This window comes from Mycobacterium sp. 134, assembly GCF_048282715.1.
Taxonomy (GTDB): domain Bacteria; phylum Actinomycetota; class Actinomycetes; order Mycobacteriales; family Mycobacteriaceae; genus Mycobacterium; species Mycobacterium septicum.
Genome location: NZ_JBLVUN010000008.1, coordinates 4,029,105 through 4,040,570, shown reverse-complemented (window position 1 = coordinate 4,040,570; position 11,466 = coordinate 4,029,105). Strand labels below are relative to the sequence as shown.

The following is an 11,466-nucleotide window of genomic DNA, read 5'->3' as shown; positions in this document are numbered from 1 at the left end:
TCAGCCGTGATCCAGCGCGAGACTCCGGCTCTGACGCATCGAAGCACCTCCGACACCTCTGTCGGACCAGTGCGGACTTGCATCGGCTGCCGGAAGCGAGAGTTGGCCGCCGAGTTGCTCCGAGTGGTCGCGGTAACCGACGGGAACGGGACGAGTTCCGTAACCGTTGATACCGAGGCAAGCCTGCCAGGGCGTGGTGCGTGGCTGCACCCCGACCAGCAGTGCGCGCAGATGGCAGTGCGGCGACGAGCCTTCGTCCGAGCGTTGCGACTCACCGGTTCACCGGATACATCCGCGGTGATCGAGTACGTCGAGAGCGTCTGTGAACTTCACCGGCACTCTGGCGGGCCCGGTTCCCCGGCAACAGAACAGGTAGCGAAGAACATGAGCACACCGTGAAGTCCCGATGACCATGCGTCATAGCTAAACCCGAGGCGCGGCGCCTACCACCGCTGTTGCCTCCAGACGAGGAGATGTAGTGGCAGCAGGTAAGGCCCGTGTGCACGAGTTGGCAAAGGAACTCGGTGTCACCAGCAAGGACCTCTTAGCCAAGCTCAAAGAGCAAGGCGAGTTCGTCAAGTCGGCGTCCTCCACTGTGGAGGCGCCGGTCGCGCGTCGGCTGCGCGAATCGTTCGGCACAAAGGCCGGCGGTAAGAAGCCGGAAGACAAGCCCCGTCCGCAGGGTGGAGCCGCGCCCGCGGCACCCAAGCCCGGGGCTCCCAGCCCCGCGACGGCGGCCAAACCGGCTCCGGCGAAGCCCGCCGCGCCCGCGGCTCCGGCGGTCGAACCCCAGGCTCCGGCCGCTGAGGCCGTCCCGGTCACCTCGGCCCGGCCCGCAGCACCCAAGCCCGCCGCTCCGCAGCCCCCGGCCGCACCGAGTGCGCCGGCTGCTGCTGCGCCCAGCGCTCCGGCAGCGCCGACTCCGGGTGCTACGCCCGGTCCGCGGCCTACACCCGGTGCCACGCCCGGCCCGCGTCCGGGCCCGGCGTCGGGTGCCCCGAAGCCGGCCCCGCGCGCTCCGCGTGTCGGCAACAACCCGTTCTCTTCGCAGCAGCCGGTCGAGCGGCCCATCCCGCGGCCGCAGCCGCGGCCCGGGGCCCCGCGTCCCGGCGGTGGCCCGCGTCCGTCGCCCGGCAACATGCCGCCGCGTCCGGCCGGCGCCGGTGCTCCCGGACGTGGTGGCCCACGCCCAGGCCCGCGTCCCGGTGGCGGCCCCCGCCCCGGCGGTGCCGGTCAGGGTGCTCGTCCCGGCGGTGGTGGCGGCGGTAACTACCGCGGCGGTGGCGCCGGCGGTGGTGGCGGTGCTGCAGGCGGAGCGGCAGCTGGAGGTTTCCGCGGTCGTCCCGGCGGCGGTGGCGGCGGTGGCCGTCCCGGCCAGCGCGGTGGCGCTGCCGGTGCGTTCGGTCGTCCCGGCGGTGCGCCCAAGCGCGGCCGTAAGTCGAAGCGGGCGAAACGCGCCGAATACGAGAACATGCAGGCACCGGTTGTCGGTGGCGTGCGGTTGCCGAAGGGCAACGGCGAGACCATCCGGTTGGCCCGTGGCGCATCGCTGAGCGACTTCGCCGAGAAGATCGACGCCAACCCGGCCGCACTGGTCCAGGCGCTGTTCAACCTGGGTGAGATGGTCACCGCGACCCAGTCGGTCGGTGACGACACCCTGGAGCTGCTCGGCAGCGAGATGAACTTCAAGGTGCAGGTCGTCTCGCCCGAGGACGAGGACCGCGAGCTGCTGGAGTCCTTCGACCTCACCTACGGCGAGGACGAGGGCGGCGAGGAGGACCTCGAGGTCCGGCCGCCGGTGGTCACCGTCATGGGTCACGTCGACCACGGCAAGACCCGACTGCTGGACACCATCCGGAACGCCAGCGTCCGCGAGGGCGAGGCCGGTGGCATCACCCAGCACATCGGCGCCTACCAGGTCGAGGTCGATCTGGACGGCAACGTCCGGCCGATCACCTTCATCGACACCCCGGGTCACGAGGCGTTCACCGCCATGCGTGCCCGTGGCGCCAAGGCCACCGACATCGCGATCCTGGTGGTCGCGGCCGACGACGGCGTCATGCCGCAGACGGTGGAGGCCATCAACCACGCGCAGGCCGCTGACGTGCCGATCGTGGTGGCGGTCAACAAGATCGACAAGGAAGGTGCCGACCCGGCCAAGATCCGGGCTCAGCTCACCGAATACAACCTGGTGGCCGAGGAGTACGGCGGCGAGACCATGTTCGTCGACATCTCCGCCAAGCAGGGCACCAACATCGAGGCGCTGCTGGAAGCGGTCGTCCTGACCGCCGACGCATCCCTGGACCTGCGGGCCAACCCCGACATGGAGGCCCAGGGTGTGGCGATCGAGGCGCACCTGGACCGCGGTCGCGGCCCGGTGGCCACGGTGCTCATCCAGCGCGGCACCCTGCGTGTCGGCGACTCAGTGGTGGCCGGCGATGCCTATGGTCGCGTCCGCCGCATGGTCGACGAGCACGGTGACGACGTCGAAGAGGCACTGCCCTCGCGACCGGTCCAGGTCATCGGCTTCACGTCGGTGCCCGGTGCCGGTGACAACTTCCTGGTTGTCGACGAGGATCGCATCGCCCGCCAGATCGCCGACCGGCGCAGCGCGCGCAAGCGCAACGCGCTGGCCGCACGCAGCCGCAAGCGGATCAGTCTGGAAGACCTGGATTCGGCGCTGAAGGAAACCAGCCAGCTGAACCTGATCCTCAAGGGCGACAACGCCGGTACGGTCGAAGCCCTCGAGGAAGCCTTGATGGGTATCGAGATCGACGACGAAGTGGAGCTGCGGGTCATCGACCGCGGTGTCGGTGGCGTCACCGAGACCAACGTCAACCTGGCTTCGGCCTCGGACGCGATCATCATCGGGTTCAACGTCCGTGCCGAGGGCAAGGCCACCGAGCTGGCTAACCGCGAGGGTGTGGAGATCCGGTACTACTCGGTGATCTACCAGGCGATCGACGAGATCGAGAAGGCCCTCAAGGGCATGCTCAAGCCGGTGTACGAGGAGAAGGAGCTCGGCCGCGCCGAGATCCGGGCGATCTTCCGGTCGTCCAAGGTCGGCAACATCGCCGGTTGCCTTGTCACCTCGGGCATCATGCGCCGCAACGCCAAGGCCCGGTTGCTGCGTGACAACCTGGTTGTCGCGCAGAACCTCACGGTGTCCTCGCTCAAGCGGGAGAAGGACGATGCCACCGAGGTCCGCGAAGGTTACGAGTGCGGTCTGACTCTGACCTACAACGACATCAAGGAAGGCGACGTCATCGAGACGTACGAACTCGTCGAGAAGGCTCGGACGTAGCCGCCGATGAGCGCTTGCGCGAAGAGAAAACGACATGGCTGATCCCGCACGGGCCAAGCGGCTCGCCAAACGGATCTCCACCATCGTCGCCTCGGCGATCGAGTACGAGATCAAGGACCCGCGTCTGAACGGCGTGACGATCACCGACGCCAAGATGACCGGTGACCTGCACGACGCCACGCTGTACTACACGGTCATCGGGACCAGTCTCGATGAGGAACCGGATTATGCCGGTGTGGCGGCGGCGCTGGAGAGCGCCAAGGGCGTATTGCGGACCAAGGTGGGCGCCGGGACCGGGGTGCGATTCACCCCGACCCTGGCGTTCGTCCGCGACACCGTGCCCGATGCGGCGCACCGGATGGAGGAGCTGCTGGCCCGGGCGCGGGCTGCCGACGAGGATTTGGCGAAAGTTCGGCAGGGTGCCAAGCACGCCGGCGACGAAGACCCGTACCGTGTGAGCGGGGCGGAGGACATGGACGGGCTTGCCGACGGGGCAGACACAGAGGATGCCGGTGACCGCGATCGAACGGATGACTGATACTGCTCATTCGGGGGCTCCCAACGGGCGCCCTTCCGGTCTGCGTGTCGACGCGCGTGCGGCAGCCGACCTCCTGTCGGAAGCGGCGAGCATCAGCGTCGTGTGCCACGTCTATCCCGATGCCGACACCATCGGCGCCGGGCTGGCGCTCGCGCAGGTGCTCGACGACGCGGGCAAGCAGGTCGAGGTAGCCTTCGCGACTCCCGACCAGCTGCCCGAGTCGTTGCAGACCCTGCCGGGCGGACATCTGATGGTCGCGCCCAGCGCGATCCGGGATGACGCGGATCTGGTTGTCACAGTGGACATTCCGAGCGTCAACCGGCTCGGCGCACTGAGTGAACTGGCCGAGAACGGTCGCGAGGTGCTGGTCATCGACCACCATGCGTCCAATCAACTGTTCGGCACCGCCAACTACGTCGATCCGACGGCGGACTCCACCACGATGCTGGTGGCCGAACTCCTCGACGCCTGGGACAAGCCCATCGACAAGCGGGTGGCGCACTGCCTGTACGCCGGGTTGACCACCGACACCGGTTCGTTCCGCTGGGCCACTGCCCGGGCACACCGGTTGGCGGCCCGGTTGGTCGAACTCGGGGTGGACAACGCCTCGATCAGCCGCGCGCTGCTCGACACCCACCCGTTTGCGTGGCTGCCGATGCTGTCACGTGTGCTGGCTTCGGCCCGGCTGCTGCCGGAGGCTGTCGGTGGCCGTGGGCTCGTGTATGCCGTTGTGCCGCATGACGAATGGTCCAACGCCCGGCCCGAGGAAGTGGAGAGCATCGTCGACATCGTGCGCACCACCCAGCAGGCAGAGGTCGCCGCGGTGTTCAAAGAGATCGAACCCGAACACTGGTCGGTTTCCATGCGGGCAAAGTCGCTCAATCTGGCGACGGTCGCCAGCTCGTTCGGGGGCGGCGGTCATCCACACGCGGCCGGGTACTCCGCGGCGGGCCCCGCCGATGATGTCGTTCAGGCGCTTGCTCAGGCTCTTGCCTAGCCATGGTTGAGCCGGAAGGCGACATTCCGGTCACTCCCGCCACCACTCGCCGCATCGCCGGTCTGGCGATCCCGGCCCTGGGCGTCCTGGCGGCCGAGCCCATCTACCTGCTGTTCGACATCGCGATCGTCGGACGCCTCGGTGCGCTCAGCCTGGCCGGGCTGGCCATAGGCGGCCTGATCCTCGGCCTGGTCAATTCGCAGGGGACGTTCTTGTCCTACGGCACCACCTCGCGCTCGGCCCGGCTGTTCGGGGCCGGTGACCGGAAGGCCGCGGTAGGCGAGGGCGTGCAGGCCACCTGGCTGGCGCTGGGGCTGGGGCTGCTCATCATCGCGGTCGTGCAGGCAGCGGCGGTGCCGCTGCTCGGGGCGATCGCCGGACATTCCGATATCGCGGGCGCCGCGTTGCCGTGGCTGCGCATCGCGATCCTGGCCGCCCCGGCGATCCTGGTCTCGCTGGCCGGCAACGGCTGGATGCGCGGCGTGCAGGACACCGCGCGCCCCCTGCACTACGTGGTGTTCGGGTTTGCGGTGTCGGCGGTGCTGTGCCCGTTGCTCGTGTACGGCTGGCTGGGCCTGCCCCGGTTGGAGCTGGACGGTTCGGCGGTGGCGAACGTCGTGGGGCAGTGGGTGGCGGCGCTGCTGTTTCTGCGTGCCCTGGTGATCGAGAAGGTTGCGCTGGGTGTGCGGCCCGCGGTGCTCCGGGCACAGCTGACCATGGGCCGCGACCTGCTGCTGCGATCGATGGCGTTCCAAGCCTGTTTCCTGTCCGCGGGGGCGGTGGCAGCGCGATTCGGTGCCGCCTCCGTCGCGGCGCATCAGGTCGTCCTACAGGTGTGGAGTTTCCTTGCCCTGGTGCTGGATTCACTCGCCATTGCCGCACAGTCACTGGTGGGTGCGGCGCTGGGTGCGGGTCAGCTCGCGCATGCCAAGAGCGTGGCCTGGCGGGTGACACTGTTCTCCACCTTGGCCGGGGTGGTGCTGGCCGTCGTGTTCGCCGCCGGTTCGTCGGTGATGCCGTCGGTGTTCACCGACGACCGATCGGTGTTGGCCGCCATCGGAGTGCCGTGGTGGTTCATGGTGGCCCAATTGCCCGTGGCGGGCATCGTCTTCGCGCTCGACGGCGTGCTGCTGGGTGCGGGTGACGCGAAGTTCATGCGCAACGCCACCCTGACGAGTGCGCTGGTCGGCTTCCTGCCGCTGATCTGGTTGTCGTTGCTCTACGGCTGGGGCCTGTTCGGCATCTGGTCCGGCCTGAGCACGTTCATGGTGCTGCGGCTGATCTTCGTCGGCTGGCGCGCGTTCTCCGGTCGCTGGCTGGTGCCGGGGACCGCCTAGTTGCACCCGCTGTTCTCTGTACAAACGCGGTCGCTCACGGGGCCGTCGTTCACCTTCGCGTACCGCTGACCACCCAGACGGACCCCTTGCCGCTGCCACGCTCGGCCACCGATACGTCGTCGAATCCGGTGTCGCGGCACAGCGTCGCAAACGATTCGGCCTGCGGCCGCGTCCAGCCGTGGCTGGCCAATCCCGTGGCGTCGGGCGGTGATTGACGCTCGATCGCGATCAACCGTCCGCCGGGCGCCAGCACCCGGCGTGCCTCGGCGACCGCTTTGTCGACGTCCTGCCAATGGTGGACCGTGGCCAGTGCCCACACCACCGTCGCCGATCCGTCAGACACCGGCAGGACTTCGGCGGTGCCCACGCTCCAGGTGATGGGTGCGCGTTTCGGCGTGACCAGGCGCGCGATGCGCAGCATGGTCGACGCTGGGTCGACGCCCGTCACTCGCGCACCGCGGCGGGCGGCCACCCGGGCAGCGGTACCCGGCCCGCAACCAACATCGACGACGTGGTCCGCGGGGGAGACCCGCGCGGTATCGGCGGCCAACCGGGCCTTCTTCCGGCCCACCAAGAGAAAGACCAGCCCGCACAACACCCCGGTGACGCCCGAGAAGCCGGGGTGGTCGGCATGGTGATTGATCGCACGCGCGGCGTCCATGGGTAGACCTTGCCGGTTCAAGGTGGGTTGAAGTCAAATGGCGGCATGGACGTGATCCCGATCGGCGAGGCCGCTGCGAGGCTGCAGATGAGCCCGTCGGCGTTGCGGTACTACGACGAACGTGGGCTGGTGTCCCCACGGCTAAGGCAGGCCGGCAAGCGCATGTACGGGCCCGAGGAGCTTCGCCGGCTCGCATTGCTCAAGATTGTGAACCGGTTGGGTCTTCCGCTCGACACCGCGGCCGCGGTGCTCGATGCGCCGAGTGAGCAGTGGCGCGCGACAGTGCGCGAGCAGATCGCCGCGCTGGATCGGGTGATCGCGCAAGCCCAAGGGGCGCAACAGTTTTTGACGCATGCGTTGCGTTGCCCGAAAGAGCATCCCGCGCGCGAATGCGACACGATGATCGGCGCGCTCGACCGGCTGGTCGACGGGATGAGTGTCGAGGAACTCGCCACCGGCAAGGCGGGAACGGGGTGGCTCGTCGACTGATCCTGCGCCTCCTCTGCCTCCCCTGCCGCGCGAGCGGCCGCAGAGGTACGCGACACGCCGGGCCTTGCCGTACAGACACGGTCGCTCGCGGTGTGAGGGGGCAGCAGCGTCAGCGCACCTGCGCGCGTCCCCGCTCGATGACGGAGCTGCGGCTGGCCGCGATGTCGTCGCCGGTGGCCGTCGCCATCCATTCGCGCGCCGAGGCCGCTTCGATCCAGAGACCCTGGTCGGTCTGGGACGCGTCGATGCGGTGATAGGACGCGAGCAGGGCTCGGACCGCGGCCTGATTGTTGGCGACGATCGAGGCGGCCACCCGGCGGGCGGCGGGCAGCAGCTCGTCGTGGGGGACCACCTCGGTGACCAGGCCGGCGCGCAGGGCCTCGGCGGCCGAGAGGTAGTCGCCGGTGAGGCTCATCCGCCGCGCCAGGCCCACCCCGACCTTCTGCGGCAGTCGTACGCTCAGGCCCCAGGTCGGCAGCAGGCCCACCCGGGCGTGGGTGTCGGCGAACTTGGCCTGCTCCGAGGCGATCAGGATGTCGCAGTACAGCGCCAGTTCCAGGCCCCCGGTGACCGCGGCGCCGTTGATGGCGCCGATCACCGGTTTGGACATGGCCGGCCACTTGGGCGAGATGTCGGGAAGTTCGGTGGTGTCGCCCAGTTCTTTGAGATCCAGGCCGGCGCAGAACACCGGATCGGCGCCGGTGAGGATGACGACGTCGACGCTGTCGTCGGTCTGAGCGTCACGCAACGCCCGGTAGAACTCGGTGCGCAGCCGCGACGACAGGGCGTTGCGGGATTGAGGCCGGTTCAGGGTCAGGGTCCGGACGCGGTCGGTGGTGTCGATCAGCAGTACGTCATCACTCATTGGATCAATCTATCGTGCCGTGATCGGCGGCCTATCGTGGTGTCATGTGCCGCAACATCACCGAGCTGCGCGGGCTGGAACCCGCCGCCAGCGACGAAGAGATCGAGGCCGCAGCTCGCCAGTACGTTCGCAAGGTCAGTGGTATCACCCGGCCCACCGGCGCCAATGTCGAGGCGTTCGAGGCCGCGGTCGCCGAGGTCACCGCGACGACGACGCGACTACTCGATGGCCTGGCCCCCCGCAGGCAGCCGCCCAAGACCGTTCCGCCGCTGCGCCGTCCAGAGGTCCGGGCCCGGCTGGCCGCACAGTGACCCAACCCTCCCTCAAGGAGTGGAGCGCGGCCGTGCACGCGTTGCTCGACGGCCGCCAGACCGTGCTGCTGCGCAAGGGCGGTATCCACGAGAAGCGGTTCTCGGTGGCCGCACCCGAGTTCATCCTGTTCCCGACCATCGCGCACAGCCATGCCGAACGGGTGCGGCCACAACACGCAGACCTGCTCGACGCCGCCGCCCAAGACAGCACCGAGGACGCTGTGGTCATTCGGGCCGGGGCGAAAGTTGTCGCTGCAGTGGAGGTCAACCGCCCGGAGTCCATCGATGAACTCGCCGATCTGCACATCTGGACCGCCGAATCGGTGCAGGCCGACCGGCTCGATTTCCGCCCCAAGCACCGATTGACCGTCCTGGTCGTCCAGGTCAGCCCGCTGCGCACGCCGATCCGGCTGGCCCGCACACCCGAATTCGCCGGGTGCAAGAGCTGGGTAGACCTGCCGGTCCAGGCGGACTGGGGGCCACCGGTGCACGACGACGCGATGCTGCGCGACGTCGCCGAGCGGGTGCGAACCTCAGTCGGCTGACGGCGGCACCGGGCCGGCGGGCAGCACCAGCCGCGACATCCCACCCTGGCCGTGATGCACGGTATGGGTCGCCCGGACCAGCTTGGAACCGGAGATCGGCGGCTCGGCGGTGCCCAGATTGCGGGCGAACCGCGGATGCGAACCACCGGCGATCAGCAGTCGGATCCGCGACCCTGCCCGGAAGTGGTGTGCGACGGCATCGAGCTCGAGGCGAACCGGCCCGGTGTGGCCGTTCAATCGACGGAAAGCGTCGGATACGTTGCGGGACCTGCCCTTTGCGTCCACCTCGCTGATCCGGACGAAGATGTCGTGATGTGGGTTGTCGCAGCTGTGCGCCAGCTCGACGACCGGGTTGCCGGCCACGTACAGATCGGCCGCAAGCGGGTCGCCGGTGAACGTCAGCACATCGCTGCGCCGCGCCAGCCGGGTGTCGTCGCGGTAACCGCCCGTCGCGGCCAGCAGTCGTCCGCCGACCGTGGGGGTGGGGTCGGCGGGGTGGTAGGTGAATTCAGACGGCGGCGCGGATTCCGGCGGCGGCGTCTCGCCGAGGCGCCCCGCCGGCTGCAGGAACAACTCGTGTTCGGGCATGACCGGGGGCCAGTCGGCCAGCTCCACCCAGCCGTGGCCGTTGACGTGGATCCGTATGGTGCTGCGGTTGGTCTCGCCGTCGCCGGCCAGGTGCGCACCGAGCCAGTCCAGCGATTCGCCGACCACGGTGGTGAGTCCCTTGGTCATCAGCTGCGTATGCGTCCACGGCCCGACCGTCAGCGCCACCGGGACGCCGCGTCGATGCAGCTGCTCGTACTGCTCCAGCGTCTGGTTCAGGAACAGGTCCTGCCACCCGCTCAGCAGCAAGATGGGCAGCTCTACGTGCTGCAGGGCCTCGTGGAATCGCAGCCGGTCCCAGAACGGATCGTCGCGTTCGGGGTGTTCCAGCCAGGATTCGTACCACGGGGCGCCGTCGCCGAGTAGCCGGCGGCCTGCCGCGCCCATCGGCAGGCCGGCGGTCGCCTTGGCCAGTTCCGCGGGACCCCGCAGTTGCCGGTTCAGAGCCTGCACCAGGCCGGGCTCCTCCTGGCGGGCCACCATCGCGCTCCAGCCCAGAAAGTCGTTCAGAGTGAACGCGCCGGTGCCCCAGGCTGATTCGCTGAAATCATGCGGGCCCACGGTGATGACGGCCGCCTTCATCTCCGGCGGCGGATCGACCAGCAGCGCCCACTGGGTGAAACCGAGGTAGGACAGCCCCACCGTGGCGAACGATCCGGTGAACCAGGGCTGGTTCCGCAACCAGGTCACGGTGTCGGCGCCATCGGCCATTTCGTGCACCATCGGGGTGAACTGACCGCCAGAGCCGAAGGTGCCGCGGACACTCTGCAACACCACGTGATAACCGCGGGCCGCATACACCTGCGCGAACACCGGCGAGAACGGGAAGCGGCGGCCGTACGGTCCGCGCACCAGCAGCGTGCCCGCGGGACGGTCGGTGACGGGCGCGTAGTGGTCGGCGACCAGTTCGACTCCGTCGCGCATCGGCACCCTCAGCCCGTGCTGCACGGTGAAGTCGGTCTCGTGCGGCGGTAGCCCCAGGATCCTGCTGACGGCCTTGCCGGCGTACCGGCCCAATGTGCTCACCCAGCCAGGCTACGGATCGGTCGCGGCAACTCTCAGAACTTGTAGTACGGCGCCAGTTCGTGGGCTCGCTGCAGGTTGATCTGCAGGCAGTCCGGCCGGTCCGGGGAGTGGACGGGCGAGTAGAACAGCGACTGCTGGATGACGCCGTAGCTAGTCTTGAACGCCACCATGCAGGTGATCCACCACCGGTCGTTCCAGTCGGTGGGCTTCATGATCCAGTACTGCGCGGCCCGGTGCCCGTCGATGTCCAGTTCGACCGCGTCGGCTGGGATGGTCTGCTCGTAGGTGCGCCAGACGAATGCCTCGACCGCCATCTGGTAGTCACCGGCGTCGTAGTGGCACCGCAGGCTGTCCTCGGGCTCCGGCGGGGTGAAGGCCAGGCCGATCCGCTGGACCACGTCGAACGGGATGTCGTTGCACGGATCGAACGGCGACGGGTCCGTGGTCTCGATGACCGGCCACTTGATCGTCGTCGACACGTTGGTCATCGGGAGGTCTGTGGCATCGAGGTGCAGCGGGCCGGCACCCGCGACCTCGGTGGGGCCGGACTGCCACCCCACGATCACCGCCGATACCAGCGCCGCAACCATGCCTGTCGATGCCGACAGCAGACGCCACTTGGCGGCCATCACACCCCCTCGTAGTTTGGTGGCAAAACGTTCCCCGGCTTGCGGGGAGTGTAGCGGTCGGTTGCAATGGACTCGACCATAAACGAGAACCTGTTCTAGTTGTCAACGGCCTGCGGCGCCGCCGCCCGGTTAGGCTGGTCCGTTGTGGTGGTGCAACT

At 68.8% G+C, this 11,466-nt stretch carries 12 protein-coding genes; 8 read left to right on the top strand and 4 right to left on the bottom strand.

Translation table 11 applies throughout. From position 1 onward, the window contains the following. Window positions 1–6: 6 nt before the first annotated feature. The 5 genes from ACNQVK_RS24065 (at window position 7) to ACNQVK_RS24045 (ending at window position 6,176) form a co-directional block, all read left to right on the top strand. A complete protein-coding gene (locus ACNQVK_RS24065) occupies window positions 7–399 on the top strand; it encodes a YlxR family protein (RefSeq protein ID WP_418031525.1) in 393 nt (130 codons plus the stop codon). 79 nt (window positions 400–478) lie between these two features. After that, the gene (gene infB, locus ACNQVK_RS24060) at window positions 479–3,304 is read left to right on the top strand and encodes a translation initiation factor IF-2 (RefSeq protein WP_418031524.1); all 2,826 of its coding nucleotides are present in this window, start codon (window positions 479–481) and stop codon (window positions 3,302–3,304) included. A 34-nt stretch (window positions 3,305–3,338) separates the two neighbouring features. Beyond that, entirely contained in the window at window positions 3,339–3,842 is a 504-nt protein-coding gene (gene rbfA, locus ACNQVK_RS24055; protein WP_418031523.1) for a 30S ribosome-binding factor RbfA, read from the top strand. Then, entirely contained in the window at window positions 3,835–4,839 is a 1,005-nt protein-coding gene (locus ACNQVK_RS24050; protein ID WP_418031522.1) for a DHH family phosphoesterase, read from the top strand. Before rbfA ends, ACNQVK_RS24050 begins: the two co-directional genes overlap by 8 nt. A 2-nt stretch (window positions 4,840–4,841) precedes the next feature. Then, a complete protein-coding gene (locus tag ACNQVK_RS24045) occupies window positions 4,842–6,176 on the top strand; it encodes an MATE family efflux transporter (protein WP_418031521.1) in 1,335 nt (444 codons plus the stop codon). 49 nt (window positions 6,177–6,225) lie between these two features. Here the strand turns inward: ACNQVK_RS24045 and ACNQVK_RS24040 are convergent, their stop codons facing one another. Then, window positions 6,226–6,837, bottom strand: a complete 612-nt coding sequence (locus tag ACNQVK_RS24040) for a class I SAM-dependent methyltransferase (protein ID WP_418031520.1) — start codon at window positions 6,835–6,837, stop codon at window positions 6,226–6,228. A gap of 45 nt (window positions 6,838–6,882) precedes the next feature. Here ACNQVK_RS24040 and ACNQVK_RS24035 point away from each other — a divergent pair, with 45 nt between their 5' ends. Further along, window positions 6,883–7,326 (top strand): MerR family transcriptional regulator, encoded by a 444-nt coding sequence (locus ACNQVK_RS24035; RefSeq protein ID WP_211153945.1) that lies wholly within the window; start codon window positions 6,883–6,885, stop codon window positions 7,324–7,326. A 109-nt stretch (window positions 7,327–7,435) separates the two neighbouring features. On the opposite strand, the gene ACNQVK_RS24030 is transcribed toward ACNQVK_RS24035, so the two are convergent. Then, the gene (locus ACNQVK_RS24030) at window positions 7,436–8,191 is read right to left on the bottom strand and encodes an enoyl-CoA hydratase (protein WP_418031519.1); all 756 of its coding nucleotides are present in this window, start codon (window positions 8,189–8,191) and stop codon (window positions 7,436–7,438) included. A 44-nt stretch (window positions 8,192–8,235) separates the two neighbouring features. Between ACNQVK_RS24030 and ACNQVK_RS24025 the strand changes: the two genes are divergently transcribed. Further along, complete coding sequence (locus ACNQVK_RS24025; protein ID WP_276129717.1) at window positions 8,236–8,502, top strand: DUF2277 domain-containing protein; 267 nt, start codon at window positions 8,236–8,238, stop codon at window positions 8,500–8,502. Then, window positions 8,499–9,047: a DUF1802 family protein gene (locus ACNQVK_RS24020; protein WP_418031518.1), complete on the top strand. Its 549-nt coding sequence runs from the start codon at window positions 8,499–8,501 to the stop codon at window positions 9,045–9,047. Before ACNQVK_RS24025 ends, ACNQVK_RS24020 begins: the two co-directional genes overlap by 4 nt. Here the strand turns inward: ACNQVK_RS24020 and ACNQVK_RS24015 are convergent. Next, the gene (locus ACNQVK_RS24015; RefSeq protein ID WP_418031517.1) at window positions 9,036–10,679 is read right to left on the bottom strand and encodes a CocE/NonD family hydrolase; all 1,644 of its coding nucleotides are present in this window, start codon (window positions 10,677–10,679) and stop codon (window positions 9,036–9,038) included. The genes ACNQVK_RS24020 and ACNQVK_RS24015 overlap by 12 nt on opposite strands. 32 nt (window positions 10,680–10,711) lie before the next feature. Then, window positions 10,712–11,308, bottom strand: a complete 597-nt coding sequence (locus ACNQVK_RS24010; RefSeq protein WP_418031516.1) for a DUF3558 domain-containing protein — start codon at window positions 11,306–11,308, stop codon at window positions 10,712–10,714. Window positions 11,309–11,466 lie beyond the last annotated feature (158 nt).

Coding starts and splice junctions, on each gene's coding strand:
- rbfA (WP_418031523.1), top strand. CDS start 3,339: ATGGCTGATCCCGCACGGGCCAAGCGGCTCGCCAAACGGATCTCCACC.
- ACNQVK_RS24050 (WP_418031522.1), top strand. CDS start 3,835: ATGACTGATACTGCTCATTCGGGGGCTCCCAACGGGCGCCCTTCCGGT.
- ACNQVK_RS24045 (WP_418031521.1), top strand. CDS start 4,842: ATGGTTGAGCCGGAAGGCGACATTCCGGTCACTCCCGCCACCACTCGC.
- ACNQVK_RS24040 (WP_418031520.1), bottom strand. CDS start 6,837: ATGGACGCCGCGCGTGCGATCAATCACCATGCCGACCACCCCGGCTTC.
- ACNQVK_RS24035 (WP_211153945.1), top strand. CDS start 6,883: ATGGACGTGATCCCGATCGGCGAGGCCGCTGCGAGGCTGCAGATGAGC.
- ACNQVK_RS24030 (WP_418031519.1), bottom strand. CDS start 8,191: ATGAGTGATGACGTACTGCTGATCGACACCACCGACCGCGTCCGGACC.
- ACNQVK_RS24025 (WP_276129717.1), top strand. CDS start 8,236: ATGTGCCGCAACATCACCGAGCTGCGCGGGCTGGAACCCGCCGCCAGC.
- ACNQVK_RS24010 (WP_418031516.1), bottom strand. CDS start 11,308: ATGGCCGCCAAGTGGCGTCTGCTGTCGGCATCGACAGGCATGGTTGCG.